This window comes from Gemmiger sp. An120 (assembly GCF_002160955.1).
GTDB classification, from domain to species: Bacteria; Bacillota; Clostridia; order Oscillospirales; family Ruminococcaceae; genus Gemmiger_A; species Gemmiger_A avium.
Window position 1 is genome coordinate 337,808 of sequence record NZ_NFLN01000001.1, and the last position, 19,070, is coordinate 356,877.

General features: G+C 61.7%; 12 protein-coding genes. 11 read left to right on the forward strand and 1 reads right to left on the reverse strand.

Going from position 1 to position 19,070, the window contains the following annotated elements; all coding sequences use genetic code 11:
* The first annotated feature begins 149 nt into the window (after positions 1-149).
* Entirely contained in the window at positions 150-2,441 is a 2,292-nt protein-coding gene (locus B5E65_RS01535) for a bifunctional diguanylate cyclase/phosphodiesterase (RefSeq protein ID WP_158098482.1), read from the forward strand.
* The gene (locus B5E65_RS01540; RefSeq protein WP_087170017.1) at positions 2,438-3,358 is read left to right on the forward strand and encodes a DUF1848 domain-containing protein; all 921 of its coding nucleotides are present in this window, start codon (positions 2,438-2,440) and stop codon (positions 3,356-3,358) included. Before B5E65_RS01535 ends, B5E65_RS01540 begins: the two co-directional genes overlap by 4 nt.
* Positions 3,359-3,382: 24 nt before the next feature.
* Here B5E65_RS01540 and B5E65_RS01545 read toward each other — a convergent pair whose 3' ends face one another.
* Positions 3,383-4,345, reverse strand: coding sequence for an RluA family pseudouridine synthase (locus B5E65_RS01545; RefSeq protein WP_087170018.1), 963 nt, complete (start codon positions 4,343-4,345; stop codon positions 3,383-3,385).
* An 87-nt stretch (positions 4,346-4,432) separates the two neighbouring features.
* Between B5E65_RS01545 and B5E65_RS01550 the strand changes: the two genes are divergently transcribed.
* The 9 genes from B5E65_RS01550 to B5E65_RS01590 all read left to right on the forward strand — a co-directional run bounded on the left by B5E65_RS01550 (position 4,433) and on the right by B5E65_RS01590 (position 18,985).
* Positions 4,433-5,185, forward strand: coding sequence for a JAB domain-containing protein (locus B5E65_RS01550; RefSeq protein ID WP_087170019.1), 753 nt, complete (start codon positions 4,433-4,435; stop codon positions 5,183-5,185).
* 47 nt (positions 5,186-5,232) lie between these two features.
* On the forward strand, positions 5,233-7,239 hold the full coding sequence (uvrB, locus tag B5E65_RS01555; protein WP_087170020.1) for an excinuclease ABC subunit UvrB: 2,007 nt from the start codon (positions 5,233-5,235) through the stop codon (positions 7,237-7,239).
* Positions 7,240-7,247: 8 nt separating this feature from the next.
* A complete protein-coding gene (uvrA, locus tag B5E65_RS01560; RefSeq protein ID WP_087170021.1) occupies positions 7,248-10,103 on the forward strand; it encodes an excinuclease ABC subunit UvrA in 2,856 nt (951 codons plus the stop codon).
* Between the two features lie 121 nt (positions 10,104-10,224).
* Positions 10,225-11,604, forward strand: a complete 1,380-nt coding sequence (gene miaB / locus B5E65_RS01565; RefSeq protein ID WP_087170022.1) for a tRNA (N6-isopentenyl adenosine(37)-C2)-methylthiotransferase MiaB — start codon at positions 10,225-10,227, stop codon at positions 11,602-11,604.
* 62 nt (positions 11,605-11,666) lie between these two features.
* Positions 11,667-12,074, forward strand: a complete 408-nt coding sequence (locus B5E65_RS01570) for a YlbF/YmcA family competence regulator (protein ID WP_087170023.1) — start codon at positions 11,667-11,669, stop codon at positions 12,072-12,074.
* 87 nt (positions 12,075-12,161) lie between these two features.
* Positions 12,162-14,762, forward strand: coding sequence for a DNA mismatch repair protein MutS (gene mutS / locus B5E65_RS01575; RefSeq protein WP_087170064.1), 2,601 nt, complete (start codon positions 12,162-12,164; stop codon positions 14,760-14,762).
* 16 nt (positions 14,763-14,778) lie between these two features.
* Positions 14,779-16,806 carry a DNA mismatch repair endonuclease MutL gene (gene mutL, locus B5E65_RS01580; RefSeq protein ID WP_087170024.1) on the forward strand — a complete coding sequence of 676 codons (2,028 nt, stop codon included), beginning with the start codon at positions 14,779-14,781 and terminating at the stop codon, positions 16,804-16,806.
* On the forward strand, positions 16,790-17,725 hold the full coding sequence (miaA, locus tag B5E65_RS01585) for a tRNA (adenosine(37)-N6)-dimethylallyltransferase MiaA (protein ID WP_087170025.1): 936 nt from the start codon (positions 16,790-16,792) through the stop codon (positions 17,723-17,725). Before mutL ends, miaA begins: the two co-directional genes overlap by 17 nt.
* A gap of 48 nt (positions 17,726-17,773) precedes the next feature.
* Positions 17,774-18,985 carry a biotin/lipoyl attachment domain-containing protein gene (locus tag B5E65_RS01590; RefSeq protein WP_087170026.1) on the forward strand — a complete coding sequence of 404 codons (1,212 nt, stop codon included), beginning with the start codon at positions 17,774-17,776 and terminating at the stop codon, positions 18,983-18,985.
* Positions 18,986-19,070 lie beyond the last annotated feature (85 nt).

Genomic DNA, 19,070 nt, shown 5'->3' on the forward strand with positions numbered 1-19,070 from the left:
CCTCCTTATAGAGAATGAATATGGTTATAGTATATCCCGGAAATGCGGAACACACCAGAGGGAACGTTTGCAGATTCAGATTTGATATGCTATCATTACAGCAAAGAGGCTCCGGCTGTTGTCCGGCAAGCAGAGAGGGGGACAACCCGATGGAAGAAAACCAGATACAAGCCCGTCTGCGCCATGTGGCCGGCATAATTTTGATAGCAGTGCTGCTTCTCTTGGCTGTAGGCATTGGGGTGGCGGCTTTTCTTGTGAACTCCATGGTGGAGGTCACCAACAGCCAGATGCGCGCGGAGACGGAGGAATATAAAAGCAGGCTGAACAAGCAGATCAGTTCGGATTTCCAAATCCTTACCACCATGTCCAGCTTTCTGGAATTCAGCGATGTGGAACAGGCAGACAATTTTGCCCGGATCCTGGACGAGTCCAGCCTGCGCAACGATTTCGTAACAATGGCCTATTTTCCGGTGGACAATACGGGTATAGTGGCAATCCTGGGCGATCCGGTGCGCACCAGTGTGCAGGTAACCGATATGCAGCCGGAGGTTCAGGACGTGGTGTACCGGACATGGAACGGGGAAACGGTGCTGTCTTACCTGTTTGAAAGCGAACTGACCCGGGAAAAGATTTTTGTATATGGGATTCCGGTGGAGAAAAACGGTCAGGTGGTGGGTTCCCTGATCGCCAGTGATCAGCTGGAAATTTTCAGCGACATTCTCAGCGGCGATACAGTGCTGGGCGGAAACGGGCATATCCATATGATCAACACGGAGGGCCGGTTCCTGATCCGGTCACAGAATGCCATTGTGCAGGAGGATATTGAAACCATTTTTGAGGGCCCGTACTTTTCCGACGAGGAGGCAGAACGGGTTCAGGCGGCACTGGCCGCCCAGGAAACCATTTATACTTCTTTCCGCTATAAGGGGCACAGCTATCAGGCGCTTCTGCAGCCGGTTGGGATAAACAACTGGTATATGCTTTGCGTCAACAGCATGCAGGAAAGCAGCGGTATTTACCGGATCGTCATGGTGATTGCGGTTACCTTTGCGGGCGCGCTGCTGCTTATGGTGATTCTCCTGACCTATGGGTACCGGCTGACCCGGCACAGCAACCAGGAACTGCACGCCATGGCATTTCAGGATCCGCTCACCGGCGGGGACAATCTGCGCAGCTTTATGCTGCGGCTGACCGAGACGATGCCCCAGTCCGGCGATGTCAACGTGGTGGCACTGAATGTGCATCAGTTCAAGTTTATCAATGAGATTTTCGGCCGTGAGCGGGCGGACCGCCTGCTGTGCCATATTCACCAGCAGCTGTCCGGCCATCTTCTCCCGGAGGAATTCTGCTGCCGCGATAACGCGGACCGTTTCTTTGCGGTTCTGCGGGGCACGGACGCCGGTCAGGTGGCAGAGCGGCTGAATCAGATCGTGGAGGAGATCTGCCGCACCGCCCTGGTAAACCACAGCAGTGACTATCGGGTGATGATGTACTGCGGAATGCTCTCCGCGGCGGAGTGCGCCGCTGCCCCGCAGGATATCAACGGCGCGATGACCCGGGCGCTTTTTGCGCTGGAGCGTGCCAAAAATGCAAACCTCAGCACCGTGTGGATCTACGACGCGGAACTTCACAAAAAAGAAGAAATAGACAACTATGTGCAAAGCCATATGCATCAGGCTTTGCAGGACCGGGAATTTTGCATGTATCTGCAGCCCAAGATCGATCTGCGTACCGGTCGCCTGGGCGGTGCCGAAGCGCTGGTGCGCTGGCTGCCCGGCAATGGACGGATGCTGTATCCCGACCAGTTTATCCCACTGTTTGAAGCCAATGGATTCAGCGTATCGCTGGATCTGTATATGGTGGACTGTGCCTGCCGGCAGCTGCGTGCCTGGATGGACCAGGGGATCGAGCCGGTTCCGCTGTCGGTAAACCAGTCCAAACTGCTTTTCTTCGAGGCGGACTATATCCCGAAGCTGCAGCAGATCATTCAGCAATACAATATCCCTGCCCACTGGATCACGCTGGAAATTCTGGAAGGTCTGGCGCTGGAAAACGCCGAAGAATTGAACGCCCGCATTGAACAGCTGCGGAAGATAGGCTTCCACATCTCCATGGATGATTTCGGCAGCGGGTATTCCTCGCTGAATACGCTGAGCCGTCTGCACATTGACGAACTGAAACTGGACCGGGGCTTCCTTATGGAAGTGGTCAATCAGGGAAATATCCGTTCCCGCATTATTATGGAGCAGGTGGTGCAGATGGCAAAACGCCTGGGAATCTGCGTAGTGGTAGAGGGTGTGGAAACCCAGGAAAACGAAGAACTGATCCGCACCCTGGGCTGCGATTTCGGGCAGGGGTACTACTACAGCAAACCGATTGACACGGATGCCTTTACAGCCCGTTTCTGGGGCGCTGACCAGGGAAAGCAGGCGGAAAAATGATCGTCAGTGCCAGCCGCCGCACCGACCTGCCTGCGTTTTACCCCGCCTGGCTGGCGGCCCGTTTCCGGGCGGGGGAGGTGCTGGTGCGCAGCCCCTATGCGGCAAACCGTGTGCACCGGCTGCAGCTGAACCCGCAGACGGTGGACGGCATTGTGTTCTGGACAAAGAATCCGGTTCCGCTGCTGCCGTATCTGGATGTGTTCGCGGCGTATCCCTACTATTTTCAGTTTACCCTGAACGCCTATGGCCGGGACGTGGAACCGGGGATCCCTTCCAAAGGGCAGGTTCTGCTCCCGGCTTTTCACCAGCTGGCAAAACAGCTGGGTCCTGAACGCATGGTCTGGCGATACGACCCGATCTTTTTCACGGCGCACTATACGCCGGATTACCATCGGAAGTATTTCCGCAAGTTGGCGTCCTGCCTGCAGGGGTGTACCCGCACCTGTGTAATCAGTTTCCTGGACCTGTACCGGGACACCCTGGCCGGAATGAGCGGCACAGGGCTGCGCCAGGCGGACCGGCAACAGATGCAGTGCCTGGCCAAAGACCTGGCCCGGATCGCCGCCGGGTATGGTATCCGGCTTTGCAGCTGTGCGGAGGAACTGACGGACCTGCCTATTGCTCCTGCGCGCTGCATTGATCCGGATCGGCTTTCGGCGCAGCGTGGAGAACGGTGGGACGTACCCCGCGCCGCAGGGCAGCGGCCTGCCTGCCGCTGCGCCGAAAGCGTGGACATCGGCGCCTATGATAGCTGCAAAGGCGGATGCCTGTACTGTTACGCAGGCGGCCGGACCGGGGGCAAGGCAGCCTGCCATGACCCGGACTCTCCGCTGCTTATTGGCCGCCTTACAAAGGAAGACCGGGTTGAAGACCGCCCCATGCCCCGCTTCAGCGGCGGGCAGCTGGCCTGGTGGTGAGACAGGACTGCCCGGAAAGCCCGGTCAGTCTTTACCGGCCCGGGCAAGCGCATGAAAACGCCGGACGATTTCCGGGTCGGGCAGTTCCACGGTTTTGCCGGCCAGATACTGCAGGGTGTTCTCCGGCGGGATCTCGCCAAAGGTCAGCCGTACGGCGCACAGCGCCTGGGTCTTGAAGCCGGTGCGCTCGTTCATCTTCCGGTTTCCGTACTTGATGTCTCCCAGCACCGGCGCGCCCAGAAAAGTCAGGTGCGCCCGGATCTGGTGGGTGCGGCCCGTCACAAGCCCGATACGGCAGAGCGCGAACGGCCCGTTCTGCTCCAGCACTTCCACCTCGGTGATGATCTTTTTGTATCCCTCGGCAGGCTGCGGGCGCACCGTGACTTTGTTGTTCTTCTCGCTGTGGTACAGCCATGCCTCATGGCGGCCCTTGGGCGGGGCACCCACCGTAATGGTCAGGTATTCCTTGCGCACCCGGTCCTCCCGGATGATGGCGTTCATATCCCGCAGGGCCGGATAGGTCTTGGCGGCAATCACAAGCCCCTCGGTGCCCCGGTCCAGCCGGTTGCAGATGGAGGGGGTAAAGCTGTTCTCTTTGTCCGGCACAAACTCGCCCTTTTCGCCCAGATAGGCCAGAAAGGCGCTCACCAGATCCGGGTCGCCCGTCCGGTCGGAGTGGCAAAGCAGATGAGTGGGCTTGTACAGCACCGCCAGATCCTCGTTTTCCAGCAGAACGCGCACCCGCGGCTGTTTGGGTGCGCGGCGGGGCGCGGGCGCGGCGGGGAAGAACTCGTCATTCAGATACAGCTCAATTACGTCGCCCTGCTGCAGACGGTAGTCCGGGGCGGCTTTTTTGCCGTTTACCTTGATGCGTTTGTTGCGGAAACTTTTATACAGCAGCCCGGTGGGAAGCCCGGACGTCACCCGCTCTACAAAGCGGGAAAGCCGAACCTGATCGTCATTGGCCCCGGCGGTAAAACTTTTCATTTTGCAGCTCGCTTTCTCTTTTCAAGAGTTTTTATTTAGTATATAATTATACGATGCCAATGTAAAGCACAGAGAGGGGATGGGCCGATGGCGCAGCGGGATAAAGCCGGTGCAGAACACAATGTTCACGAAAACCATCGGGCCCGGATGCAGCAGCGGGTACAGACCTACGGGCTGGAAAGCCTGGCCGATCACGAACTGCTGGAATACCTGCTCTTTTTTGTGATTCCCCGCCGGGATACCAATCCCTTGGCCCACCGGCTGATCGACCATTTCGGCGGTCTGCATCAGGTGCTGGACGCCAGTTACGACCAGCTGCTGGAGGTGGAGGGCATCGGCCCGGCCAGCGCCCGGCTTCTGTCCACCTATCTGCCGGTCAACCGCTGCTATCTGCGCAGCCGCGCCCAGCGGGCAGGGCTGGAAACGCTGGAAAAACAGGCGGAGTACCTGCTGCCGCTGTTCCACGGCCAGAACATGGAGATTGTCTACGAACTGCTGCTGGACGACCGGTTTCGTCTGCTGCGGGCGGTTCGCCTGGCGGAAGGCGTCAGCAACTCGGTCCAGCTGGACACCAAGAAAGCGGTGGCCGAAGCCCTGCGCAGCGGCGCTACCACCGTGGTGCTGGCCCATAACCACCCCGGCGGATACGAGGTCCCCTCCGCGGATGACGCGGTCATCACCGGCAAGCTGATGCAGCAGCTGGATGTGGTGGGCATTGCCCTGCTGGATCATATCATAGTGGCGCAGGACCGGTATCTCTCTATGCGGGCCACCGGTCGGCTGCCCCGGCTGCGGAACGGCTCGGTGGAGATGGAATTTCTTGTGAGCAGCGGCGGATGAGAAAATCGCCTGCCGCACGGGCATACTGAATCCGGAGGATTCTGGCAATGGATCAATTCAAACTTCATGCGCCCTATCAGCCTACCGGCGATCAGCCCCAGGCGATCGACGCGCTGGTAAAAGGCATCCTGGAAGGGGACAAGGCCCAGACGCTGCTGGGCGTGACCGGCAGCGGCAAGACCTTTACCATGGCCAACGTGATCGAGAGGGTCAACCGCCCGACCCTGGTGCTGGCCCACAACAAAACCCTGGCGGCCCAGCTCTGCACCGAGTTCCGGGAGTTCTTCCCCGAGAACGCGGTGGAATATTTTGTCTCCTACTACGACTACTACCAGCCGGAGGCCTACATCCCGTCCACCGATACCTATATCGAAAAGGACAGCGCCATCAACGACGAGATTGACCGGCTGCGCCATTCGGCCACCGCGGCCCTGTCCGAGCGGCGGGACGTGATCATCGTGGCCAGCGTTTCCTGCATCTACAGCCTGGGCGACCCCATTGACTACCGCAGCATGGTGATCAGCCTGCGCCCCGGCATGCAGATGGAGCGGGACGAGCTCTGCCGCCGCCTGGTGGACCTGCAGTATGAGCGCAACGACATCAACTTCGTGCGCAATAAGTTCCGCGTCCGGGGCGACGTGGTGGAGATCAACCTGGCCTATATGAACGACGTGGCCATCCGCGTGGAGTTCTTCGGCGACGAGATCGACCGCATCAGTGAGATGAACCCTCTCACCGGTGAGCGCAAAAACGTGGTCAAGCACGTGGCCATTTTCCCGGCCAGCCATTACATCGTCTCCAAGGAGAAGATGCAGGCAGGCCTGGCCCGCATCCGGGAGGAGATGGACGCCCAGGTGCGCGCCTTTACTGAGCAGGGCAAACTGATCGAAGCCCAGCGCATCGCCCAGCGCACCAACTACGATATGGAGATGCTGCAGGAGGTAGGCACCTGCAAGGGCATCGAGAACTACTCGGCGGTGCTGTCCGGCCGGGCGCCCGGCTCCACTCCCACCACCCTGCTGGACTACTTCCCGGAGGACTTTCTCCTGTTTGTGGACGAGAGCCACGTGATGCTGCCCCAGCTGCGGGCCATGTACGGCGGCGACTACGCCCGCAAGCGGACGCTGGTGGATTTTGGTTTCCGCCTGCCCTCCGCCTTTGACAATCGCCCCCTCAAATTTGAGGAGGTGGAACAGAAACTCAACCAGATGGTCTTTGTCAGCGCCACCCCCGGCCCCTATGAGAAAGAGCACAGCACCCGGGTGGCCCAGCAGGTCATCCGTCCCACCGGCCTGGTGGATCCGGTGATCGTGGTCAAGCCGGTGGAGGGCCAGATCGAGGACCTGCTGGGCGAGATCCGCCAGCGCACCGACAAAAACGAGCGGGTGCTGGTGACCACCCTGACCAAGAAGATGGCCGAGGACCTGACCGATTACCTGACCGACCAGGGGGTCAAGGTCAAGTATATGCACCACGAGGTGGATACCTTTGAGCGTATGGAACTGATCAAGGACCTGCGCAGCGGGGCCATCGACGTGATCGTGGGCATCAACCTGCTGCGGGAGGGCCTGGACCTGCCGGAGGTATCCCTGGTGGCAATTCTGGACGCGGACAAGGAAGGTTTCCTGCGCAGCGAGACCAGCCTGATCCAGACCATCGGCCGGGCGGCCCGCAACGCGGAGGGCACGGTCATCATGTACGCCGACCAGGTCACCCCCAGCATGGAGCAGGCCATCACCGAGACCGAACGCCGCCGCGCCATCCAGATGGCCTACAACCAGGAGCACGGCATCGTGCCCAAAACCATCGTCAAGAGCATCCGGGATACCATCGAGATCAGCGACAAGGCGGAAAATGCCAAAAGCGGCACCCGCCGCCTGAGCAAGGCGGAGCGGGAGCAGCTGATCACCCGCCTGACCCGCGAGATGAAGGAGGCGGCCCGCCTGCTGGAGTTCGAGCACGCGGCCTTCCTGCGTGACCGCATCGACAAGCTGCGCCGGGGCGAAAACCCGAAAGACGACACAGCGGCACCCAAACGAAAGAAAAGAGGGTAAACACAACCTTGAGCAACGATAAAATCATCATCCGGGGCGCCCGGGAACACAATCTGAAAAATATCGACCTGACCATCCCCCGGGACAAGCTGGTGGTAATGACCGGCCTGTCCGGCAGCGGCAAGTCCAGCCTGGCGTTCGATACGATCTACGCCGACGGACAGCGCCGCTACATGGAAAGCCTCTCCAGCTATGCCCGGCAATTCCTGGGCCAGATGGAAAAGCCGGACGTGGATGAGATCCAGGGCCTTTCCCCGGCGGTATCCATCGACCAGAAAACCACCAGCCGCAACCCCCGTTCCACGGTGGGCACGGTGACCGAGATCTACGACTATCTGCGCCTTTTGTATGCCCGCATCGGCATTCCCCATTGCCCGGTCTGCGGCCGGGAGATCAGCCAGCAGACGGTGGACCAGATGGTGGATACGGTGCTGGCCCTGCCCCAGGGCACCAAGTTCCAGGTGCTGGCCCCGGTGGTGCGGGGCCGCAAGGGCACCCAGCAGAAAGAACTGGAGGCAGCCCGCCGCAGCGGCTTTGCCCGTGTGCGGATCGACGGCAATCTCTACGACCTTGAGGAAGAGATCAGCCTGGAAAAGAACAAAAAGCACACGGTGGAGATCGTGGTGGACCGGCTGTCCCTGAACGATTCGGTGCGCAGCCGTCTGGCGGATTCTCTGGAAACGGCCCTGAACCTGACCGGCGGCCTGGCCACGGTGGACGTGATCGGCGGGGAAGAGATGCAATTCAGCCAGAACTACGCCTGCCCGGAGCACGGCATCTCGGTGGATGAGCTGACCCCCCGTATGTTCAGCTTCAACAACCCCTTCGGCGCCTGCCCCACCTGCACCGGCCTGGGCACCTTTATGAAGGTGGATCCGGAACTCATCATCCCCAACAAAAAGCTCTCCATCCGGGAGGGGGCCATCAAGGCCAGCGGCTGGTACTATGCCGACGGCTCGGTAAGTTCCATGTACTATGAGGGCCTGGGCAAACGGTACGGCTTCACCCTGGACACCCCCATCTGCGAGATGAGCAAGGAGGCGGTGGACGCCATCCTGTACGGCACCAAGGGCGAGCGCATCGAGATGCACCGGGAGAACGAGTTTGGTTCCGGCCGGTACTTCAACGACTTTGAGGGCATCGTCAACAACCTGGAACGCCGCTTCCGGGAAACCGGCAGCGAGTGGATGAAAGAGGAGATCGCTACCGTCATGAACGGGGTGGAGTGCCCCGACTGTCACGGCCACCGGCTCAAACCCACCAGTCTGGCGGTCACGGTGGGCGGCATTGCCATCAGCCAGTTCTGCGACATGAGCGTGCGGGAGGAACTGGAATTCCTGAATAATATCCAGCTCACCGAGATGCAGCACCGCATCGGCGACGGCATCCTGAAAGAGATTCGGGAGCGTCTGGGCTTTCTGCAGAACGTGGGCCTGGAATACCTGACCCTGTCCCGGGGCGCAGCCAGCCTGTCCGGCGGCGAGAGCCAGCGTATCCGGCTGGCCACCCAGATCGGCAGCGCCCTGACCGGCGTGCTGTACGTACTGGACGAGCCCAGCATCGGCCTGCACCAGCGGGACAACGACAAGCTGATCGCCACCCTGAAGCGCCTGCGGGATCTGGGCAATACCCTGGTGGTGGTGGAGCACGACGAGGATACCATGCGCCAGGCGGATTTCATCGTGGACATCGGCCCCGGCGCGGGCGTTCACGGCGGCGAGGTGGTGGCGGCCGGCACGGTGGAGGACATCTGTGCCGAGCCCCGCAGCATCACCGGCGCGTACCTGTCCGGCCGTAAGCGGATCACCGTGCCCGCCACCCGGCGCAAGGGCAACGGCAACAAGATCCGGATCGTGGGCGCGCGGGAAAACAACCTGCAGAACGTCACGGTGGACATCCCGCTGGGTACCATGACCTGTGTGACCGGTATCTCCGGCAGCGGCAAGTCCAGCCTGATCAACGAAATTCTGTATAAAAAGCTGGCCAGCGAGCTGAACGGCGCCCGTACCCGTCCCGGCCGTCATAAGGAGATCCAGGGCCTGGAATTTGTGGACAAGGTCATCGGCATCGACCAGTCGCCCATCGGGCGCACGCCCCGCTCCAACCCGGCCACCTATACCGGCGTGTTCACCGATATCCGCAACGTGTTTGCCCAGACGCAGGACGCCAAGATGCGGGGTTACGGCCCCAGCCGGTTCAGCTTCAACGTAAAGGGCGGCCGGTGCGAAGCCTGTGAGGGCGACGGCATCCTGCAGATCGAAATGCACTTTCTGCCGGACATCTTTGTGCCCTGTGAGGTCTGCAAAGGCGCCCGCTACAACCGGGAAACCCTGGAGGTCAAATACAAGGACAAGACCATCGCCGATGTGCTGAACATGACGGTGGAGGAAGCCTGCAATTTCTTTGCCAACATCCCCCGCATCCACCGCAAGCTGAAAACCCTGCTGGACGTGGGCCTGGGCTATATCCAGCTGGGGCAGAGCGCCACCACCCTGTCCGGCGGCGAGGCCCAGCGGGTCAAGCTGGCGCTGGAGCTGAGCAAGCGGGAGACCGGCCGTACGGTGTATATCCTGGACGAGCCCACCACCGGCCTGCATGTGGCCGATGTGCACAAGCTGGTCAAGGTGCTGGACAAGCTCACCGACGCGGGCAACACCGTGGTGGTGATCGAGCACAATCTGGACATCATCAAGCGGGCCGACTATATCATCGACCTGGGCCCGGAGGGCGGCAGCGCGGGCGGCCGCGTGGTGGCCTGCGGCACCCCGGAACAGGTGGCCCAGACTCCGGGCTCCTATACCGGCCAGTACCTGAAACCCTTGCTGGAGCGGGACCGGGAGCCTGCCGACCCGCAGCCGAAATAAGCCTGCCGGGCGGGTCTTGTGCTTTATCTGAATTTGTTGTATACTAAAACGGTGTATTTGACGGGCGCCGCATTGCCGGCGCACGGCCGCCTGCCCGGGCGGCCGGTAGAGAGGTGATTCCTTGGAGCGTATCAATTTTACCCATGATGAACGGGCAGCCGCGCAGATTGCTGCCTGTTACGACACCCCGCCCATGGCCTATGTGCGGTCGTTCGGCTGCCAGCAGAACGTGAACGACGGGGAAAAGATCAAAGGCGTGCTGCTGGACGCTGGCTTCGGCCTGTGCGACAGTGTGGAACAGGCGGATCTGATCCTGTTCAATACCTGCGCGGTGCGTGAGCACGCGGAGGACCGGGTGTTCGGCAACGTGGGGGCCCTGAAAAGCCTGAAAGAGGCCAATCCCCGGCTGATCATCGGGGTGTGCGGCTGCATGGCGCAGCAGCCCACCGTGGTGGAAAAGCTGAAAAAGAGCTATCCCTTTGTGGATCTGGTGTTCGGTGTCAACGGCATCGACACTCTGCCCGCGCTGCTGGCGGAAAAGCTGCAGCGGGGCCGACGCCTGCTGCAGACCCCGGTGGAGCGGTTCGACGTGGTGGAGCAGGTGCCCATCCGGCGGGATTCCTCTTTCCGGGCCTGGCTGCCCATTATGTACGGCTGCGACAACTTCTGCACCTATTGCATTGTACCCTATGTGCGGGGCCGGGAACGCAGCCGCCGCAGCGAGGACGTGCTGGCGGAATTCCGTCAGCTGGTGGAGCAGGGATATAAAGAGATCACCCTGCTGGGCCAGAACGTAAACTCCTACGGCAAGGGCCTGGAGGAGCAGATCGATTTCTCCGACCTGCTGGAAAAACTTTGCCAGGTACCCGGCGAGTACCAGATCCGCTTCATGACCAGCCATCCCAAGGATGCCAGCCATAAGCTGATCGACACCATTGCGGCCCATCCGCAGATCTGCCGCCACATCCACCTGCCGGTGCAGTCCGGCAGCGACCGGATCCTGCAGCAGATGAACCGGCATTATACCGCCGGCCAGTACCGGGATCTGATCCGCTATGCCAAGGAGAAGATTCCCGGCCTGACCCTATCCAGCGATATCATCGTGGGCTTCCCCGGCGAAACCGAGGAGGACTTCCAGGCCACGCTGGATCTGGTCAGGGAGATCGGCTATATGCAGCTGTTCACCTTTATCTATTCCAGGCGGGAGGGCACCAAGGCGGCCACCATGCCGGACCCGATCACCCGCAAGGAAAAGACCGACCGGATGGCCCGCCTGCTGGCGCTGCATGATGAGATTTCCCACAAGCTGGTCAGCGAACTGGTGGGCAGCACCGTCACCGTGCTGGTGGAATCCCACGGGCGCACCGAAGGCTGCCTGAACGGCCGTCTGGACAACAACCTGGTGGTGGAATTTGCCGCCGACCCGGCGCTGCTGGGGCAGTATGCCCGCGTTACCCTGACTGGCGCCCGGGGTGCCATGCTGCAGGGGCAGCTGGCCTGAGCACACTATACATTCCCAGCGCACCCCGCGCCGTAACTATGAAAAATAAGGAGATTCAAACCATGGACGCAATTGAGATGTTTAAGAGAGCCGCTGTAGCCCTGCAGACCGACGAGCGCTATCTGGCGCTGGACGCTGCCCGCCGTGCCAACGACGAAAACCAGGAACTGCAGGACATGATCGGCGAGTTCAACCTGGCCCGCATGGATCTGAACAACGAGATCAGCAAGGAGGAGCGGGATGAAGCCCGTGTGGCCGAGCTGAACACCAAGGTGAACACCCTGTACAGCCAGATCATGGCCAGCGAGGGCATGGTGGCCTACAACGAGGCCAAGACCCGCGCCGAGGCGATGATCAGCCACATTGACGCGATCATCAACACCGCCATGAACGGCGGCGACCCGATGCTGGTGGAAGAGCCCCAGGGCGGCTGCTCCGGCAGCTGCTCCACCTGCGGCGGCTGCGGCTGATAGATAACATCTGAACAGACGGCGCGGCGGCACGAACAGAGGGCCGGCCGCGCCGCTTTACTCCAACGATCAGGACGGTGAATGAGCATGGCGGCGCTTTCCCCCATGATGGCGCAGTATTTTGAACTGAAAAAACAGCATAAGGACGAGATTCTGTTCTTCCGGCTGGGCGACTTCTACGAAATGTTCTACGACGACGCAATCCTCGCGTCCAAGGAACTGGAACTGACCCTGACCGGCCGGGACTGCGGGCAGGAAGAGCGCGCCCCCATGTGCGGCGTGCCGTTCCACAGCTACGAAAGCTACGTGGCGCGCCTGATCGCCAAAGGGTACAAGGTGGCCATCTGCGAGCAGATGGAGGACCCCGCCCTGGCCAAGGGCCTGGTCAAGCGGGACGTGATCCGTGTGATCACCCCCGGCACCGTCATTGAGAACAGCATGCTCAAGGACGACCGCAACAACTACCTGTGCAGCATCTACCGCACCAAGGAGCGGGTGGGCCTGTGCTTTGCGGACGTGTCCACCGGCTGTGCCCATACCACCGAGATCCGGGACATCGCGCCCGGCGAAACCATCATTGCGGAACTGTGCCGCTTTTCTCCCACCGAAATTTTGTTCAACGGGGCCGTGCTGGATCTGAAAGAGGTCACCCAGTATATCAAGCAGCGGATGACCTGTTCGGTGGAACTCATGGAAGATGAGTACTACCAGCCGGAGCGGGTGGACGAGCTGCTCAAAACCCAGTTCGGCGAGGACTGGGCCGCGCAGGAACACATTGACCCCAGCGGCAATGTGCCCGGCGCGCTGGCCGCGGTGCTGCAGTATATGCAGCGTACCCAGAAACGGGGCGTGGAGCGGCTCAAAACCATCTACAGCTATGCCGAGACCCAGTATATGCAGCTGTCTCCCATCACCCGCATGAACCTGGAACTGACCGAAACCATGCGCGGCCGGGAGAAGAAAGGCACCCTGCTCTGGGTACTGGACAAGACCGAAACCGCCATGGGCAAGCGCCTTTTGCGGGACTGGCTGGAGCGCCCCCTGGTGGACGCCGCCATGATCAACCGCCGCCTGGACGCGGTGCAGGCGCTGGTGAACGCCGGTGTGGAGCGGGATGAACTGCGCGCCGCGCTGGATCGGGTGTTCGACATGGAGCGCCTGCTCACCCGCAGCGTGTACGGCACCGCCTCGCCCCGGGATGTGTACGCCCTGGCCCAGACCTGCTGCCAGCTTCCGGCTGTCCGGGAGATGGCCGACCGGTGCGGCAGCCCGGTGCTCAGCGAGATGGCGGCGCGGATCGACCCGCTGGAGGATATCCGGGACGATGTGTTCTCCGCGCTGGATGAAGAGGTGCCCTCCACTCTGAAGGACGGCGGCGTGATCCGCGCGGGCTACTCCGCCGAGGTGGACGAACTGCGGCAGATCGTCCACGGCGGGCGGGACTATCTGTCCCAGATGGAGGCCAAACTCAAGGAAGAAACCGGCATCCGCACCCTGAAAGTAGGGTACAACCGGGTGTTCGGCTATTATATTGAGATCAGCAAGAGCTTCTCCGACCAGGTGCCGGCCAGCTTTGTACGCAAGCAGACCCTGGCCAACGCCGAGCGGTACATAACCCCGGAACTCAAAGACTGGGAAAACAAGATCCTGGGCGCCAACGAGCGGCTTCTGGTGCTGGAGCGGCAGCTGTTTGAGGAACTGCTCCAGCGGATCGCCGGGCAGCAGGCCCGCATCCAGGCCACGGCGGACGCGGTGGCCCAGCTGGATGTGCTGGCCTCCCTGGCGCAGACCGCGGTAGAAAACCGCTACACCCGCCCGGAGGTGGACGAGGGCACCGAGATCCATATCACCGAGGGCCGCCACCCGGTGATTGAGCAGATGCTCAAAGGGGCGCTGTTTGTGCCCAACGATACCCTGCTGGATCAGGGGGACAACCGGATGCTCATTATCACCGGCCCCAACATGGCGGGCAAATCCACCTACATGCGGCAGAACGCCCTGATTACCCTGATGGCCCAGATCGGCTCCTTTGTGCCGGCCGCATCCTGCCATGTGGGTGTGGTGGACGCGATCTTCACCCGCGTGGGCGCGTCGGACGACCTGGCCGCCGGGCAGTCCACCTTTATGGTGGAGATGACCGAGGTGGCCGAGATTCTGCAGAATGCCACCCCCCGCAGCCTGGTCATTCTGGACGAAATCGGCCGCGGCACCTCCACCTTTGACGGCATGAGCATCGCCCGCGCGGTGGTGGAACACATCGCCGACCCGTCCAAGGGCCTGGGCTGCAAAACCCTGTTTGCCACCCATTACCACGAGCTTACCGATCTGGAGAATACCCTGGACGGGGTCAAGAACTACAACATCGCCGTAAAGAAGCGCGGCGAGGACATCACCTTCCTGCGCCGGATCGTGCGCGGCCCGGCCGACGACAGCTACGGTATTGAGGTCGCCCGCCTGGCCGGTCTGCCCGCCCAGGTTACCCGCCGGGCCAAAGAGGTGCTGCGGCGGCTGGAGGCCACCGCGCCGGACGCGCATAAGGTGGAGCAGCTGGACTTCGACAAGCTGGAAGAATACAACAGCCCGTCGGTGCCCAGCGAGGTAATTGAGAAGCTGAAAGGCCTGGATGTGGAAACACTGACCCCCATCGAGGCGCTGAATTTCCTGTACGAACTGAAACAGCATTTTTGAAACGAGGTGAAGGGGCATGGCCGTGATCCATGTGCTGGACCAGCATACAGCGGAACTGATCGCCGCCGGTGAGGTGGTGGAACGTCCCGCGTCGGTGGTCAAGGAACTGCTGGAGAACTCCATTGACGCCGGTGCCACCCAGGTAACGGTGGAACTGGAGCGGGGCGGTATCTCCCTGATCCGCATATCCGACAACGGCAGCGGCATTGACACCGAATATGTGCCCACTGCCTTTATCCGGCATGCCACCAGCAAGATACGCACCGAAGAGGATCTGGACAGCATCCATACGCTGGGCTTCCGGGGCGAGGCGCTGGCTTCCATCGCCAGCGTGGCCCGGGTGCAGCTGCTCACCCGCACCGAGGACGAGGAGTTTGCCGCCCTGTACCGGATCGAGGGCGGGCAGGAGCTGGGGCTGGAAACAGCCGCCCGTCCGCAGGGAACCACCATTGAGGTGCGGGATCTGTTTTACAACACCCCGGCCCGGATGAAGTTTTTGAAAAAGGACGCCACCGAGGGCACCTATGTGTCGGAGGTGGTCAGCCGCATCGCCCTGTCCCATCCGGAAGTGGCCATCCGCTTTGTGCGGGACGGCAAGCAGCAGTTTGCCACCGCCGGAGACGGCAGTCTGCGCAGCGCCGCCTATGCGGTGCTGGGCCGGGAATTTGCCCGGGACCTGCTGGAACTGGAACCGGCAGGGGAGGGCCCCTACCGGCTTTCCGGCCTGCTCACCGCCCCCCGGGGCTGCCGGGCCAGCCGCAGTATGCAATTCTTCTTCATCAACGGCCGGTTTGTCAAGAACCGCACCATGATGGCCGCGCTGGAAAACGCCTATAAAGGCACTCTGATGCAGGGCAAATTCCCCGGCTGTGTGCTGAATCTGGAGATGCCGCCCCAGCTGGTGGACGTAAACGTCCATCCCGCCAAAACCGAGGTGCGCTTTGCCCGGGAAGGGGACGTGTTCGACGCGGTCTACCGGGCGGTCAAAACGGTGGTCACCCGCCCGGCCGCCGGGGAACGGGTGTTCTCCTTTGCACCGTCCGGCGCAAAACCGGGCACGGCGGTACAGGCGCCGCAAAAGCCTGCGGCCGCGCCGGTACCTGCCCCGGCAAAACCGGCCGCTCCCGCGGTGCAGCCTGCTCCCCGTCCGGCGGCAGTGGTTTCCACCGCCGCGCCTTCTGCCCGCGCTGTCGAGACCATGCGGCAGATCAACGAGATGTTTGCCGGCGCAAGCCAGCTTCGCAGCCGCCCGGTGGGGGCGGATCCGGAAACGCCTGTGTATACCGTGCGTTCCGAGCAGGAACTGAGCCTGCCGGTCGAGGAAATGCCGCCCGCAGGCCCGGCGGAACCGGAACGGGCGGAACCGCCCGCCCCGCAGCCGGAAATGCCCCGGGAAGAACCGCAAACCGAGCCGCCAAAGCCGGCCCCCGTTCAGGCCGCCGAGCAGATCACGATGGAGCCTGAACCGGAAATCGAGCCTTTGCGGTATGTGGGCGAGGTGTTCCGCACCTACATCATCACCCAGCGGGGCGACGAGATGTGCCTGATCGACAAACATGCCGCCCATGAACGGCTGCTGTATGAAAAGCTGGCCGCCGAGTACGGCCGCGTCAGCAGCCAGATGCTGCTGGCCCCGGTAACAGTGCGGCTTTCCGCCGAGGAAAAGCAGGCGGTTCTGGAGCATCAGCAGCTGCTGCAGGACGCGGGCCTGGAAGCGGAGGACTTCGGCGACCGCACCGTGCTGGTGCGCGCCGTTCCGGCGGATGTTCCCCCGAACGATGTGGAAGAACTGCTGGTGGAACTGGCCGACCGCCTGGCAGCGGGCAGCCGGGACGCCGTAAGCGAAAAAACCGAGTGGGTGCTGCACTCCATCGCCTGCCGCGCCGCCATCAAGGCAGGGGACAAGAGCGATGCCGCGCAGCTGCTCCACCTGGCTCAGGAGATCCTGGCGGGCAAGGTGCCGCCGTTCTGCCCGCACGGGCGGCCGGTGGTGCTGAAACTGACCAAAAAGGAGTTGGAAAAGCAGTTTGGCAGGCTTGGATAAACCCCGTGTGATCCTGCTGGGCGGCCCCACCGCCTGCGGAAAAACCGCCCTGTCGGTGCAGATGGCCCGGCAGTTGGGGGCGGAGATCATCAGTGCCGACTCCATGCAGGTGTACAAGGGCCTTACCGTGGGCACGGCCCAGGTAACCCCCGAGGAGATGGGCGGCGTTGTGCACCATCTGGTCAATTTCCTGGACCCGGAAGTTCCGTACAGCGCGGCGGATTTCGTGGAGCAGGCAGATGCCTGCATCCGGGATATCCATGCCCGGGGCAAGCTGGCGTTGGTGGTAGGCGGAACCGGCCTGTATCTGTCCAGCCTGCTGGATGGCCGCCGCTACTCCCTCACGCCGGAGGATGACGGCCTGCGGCAGTCGCTGTGCGCCCGCCTGGAAGCGGAGGGGGAACAGGCCCTCTACGAAGAACTCTGTCAGCGGGACCCCCAGGCGGCCGAAGCGGTCCACCCCCACAACCACAAGCGGCTGATCCGGGCACTGGAACTTTCCATCTCCACAGGCCAGACGCTGGCACAGCGCAACGCGGCCTCCCTGCCGCAGGAAAAGCCCTACAACTCGCTGCTGTTCTGCCTGTCCGACCCGGACCGGGCAAGGCTGTATGAACGGATCGACCGCCGGGTGGACGTTATGCTCAGCCGCGGTTTGCTGGAAGAGGCCCGCCGGGTCTGGGAAAACCGGGACCACTATCCCACGGCGGCCCAGGCAATCGGATACAAGGAATATTTCCCGTTTTTTGCCGGGCAGGCAACCCTGGAAGACTGCACCGCCCAGCTGAAACAGGCCTCACGCCGGTACGCCAAACGGCAGCTGACCTGGTTCCGCCATATGGATGGCGTTGTCTGGCTGGACGCCTGTGACCCGGCGGTGTGCCGTCTCGCGGTGGAACGGGTACGGCAGGAACTGTAAGCGGAATACAAAGATGCGCCGGTATAACGGCAGGAAAGGCAGGCAAAGATGAACAATTTACGACAAACCCTGCTGCGCACCATCCTGGTGGTGGCCGTGGCGGCGCCCGCACTGTATCTGGCGGTCATGCTGTTCCACTTTGCCAACCGGCCCTATATTACCGAAACCGCAGTAACCGCCACCATGACCGACAGCCTGTATTGTGAGGGCGCCGTGGTGTTCAGCGAGCAGACACTGCCCGCCGGCAGCGGCGAGATCGGCTATCTGGTAGCGGACGGCATCCGTGTGTCCTCCGGCACGCAGGTGGCGGAGCAGTACACCGACGCCGCACAGGCACAGTGCCGCAAGCAGCTGCAGCAGGTGGAAGAGGAGATCCAGGTGCTGCAGAGCAGCCAGGTCAGCGGAAATGTGGACACCCTGAGCGCCTCGATGCGAACCGCCACGCTGGATATTCTGGACGCGCTGGCAGCCCATGATTTCGGCCAGGCATCCAGCGGGGCGCAGGAGTACCTGCTGGCCTCCAACCGGCTCAAGGTCACTACCGGCCAGAGCGCGGGTTTTGCCGATACCCTTGCGGAACTGAACGCCCAGAAGGACGCGCTGACCCAGCAGCTGGGAAGCCCGGCGGCGGTAACAGCGCCTTCCGGCGGATACTTCATCTCCTCCGACAAGGCGTCGTTCCTTTCGGCGGACGGGGAAACGCTGGCCGGTATGACGGCTTCGGAACTGTCCGCGGCCCTGGAAACCGGTATTCTGCAGTCCTCGGATGCCTATTCCGGCAAGATCGTTACCAGCTATACCTGGCATTTTTACGGGGTCTGCACCCTGGAAGAAAGCGAAAAGTTTACGGTGGGCAGCAAGGTCAGCGTCAGCTTCCCCAACCGGAGCGATACCGTTCTGCCTGCCAAGGTCCTGAGCCTGGAAGAGGAGGAGGGAACCGGCCTCGTCAAGGTCACGCTGGAGTGCGAGTATATGGGTGCGGATATCCTGGCCCTGGGCCAGGAAACAGCGCGGATCGACTTTGCCAGCTATGAGGGAATCCGGGTTCCGGCCCAGGCGCTGCATATTGTGGATGGCCAGAAATGCGTGTATGTAAAATATGGCAACCTGGCCCGCAAGCGGAACATTGTCGTGCTGTACGAAGATGAGAACTATCTGCTGGTTCCCGCAGACGGCAAGGTGGGCGGCGACAGTGAGGTCCGGCTGTACGATGAGGTTATCGTATCCGGCATGGATCTGTACGACGGAAAAAAGCTGTGACACAGCCTTGTGCGTAGTTGACATCCGGCACAAAAAAAGCGATAATAATAACATATTGTATTGTGGCCGCGGCTGCCTGATCTGC

Bases quoted from the DNA above. Each gene is read 5' to 3' on its own strand.
- B5E65_RS01535 (WP_158098482.1), top strand. From the start codon at position 150: ATGGAAGAAAACCAGATACAAGCCCGTCTGCGCCATGTGGCCGGCATA.
- B5E65_RS01540 (WP_087170017.1), top strand. From the start codon at position 2,438: ATGATCGTCAGTGCCAGCCGCCGCACCGACCTGCCTGCGTTTTACCCC.
- B5E65_RS01545 (WP_087170018.1), bottom strand. From the start codon at position 4,345: ATGAAAAGTTTTACCGCCGGGGCCAATGACGATCAGGTTCGGCTTTCC.
- B5E65_RS01550 (WP_087170019.1), top strand. From the start codon at position 4,433: ATGGCGCAGCGGGATAAAGCCGGTGCAGAACACAATGTTCACGAAAAC.
- uvrB (WP_087170020.1), top strand. From the start codon at position 5,233: ATGGATCAATTCAAACTTCATGCGCCCTATCAGCCTACCGGCGATCAG.
- B5E65_RS01570 (WP_087170023.1), top strand. From the start codon at position 11,667: ATGGACGCAATTGAGATGTTTAAGAGAGCCGCTGTAGCCCTGCAGACC.
- mutS (WP_087170064.1), top strand. From the start codon at position 12,162: ATGGCGGCGCTTTCCCCCATGATGGCGCAGTATTTTGAACTGAAAAAA.
- mutL (WP_087170024.1), top strand. From the start codon at position 14,779: ATGGCCGTGATCCATGTGCTGGACCAGCATACAGCGGAACTGATCGCC.
- B5E65_RS01590 (WP_087170026.1), top strand. From the start codon at position 17,774: ATGAACAATTTACGACAAACCCTGCTGCGCACCATCCTGGTGGTGGCC.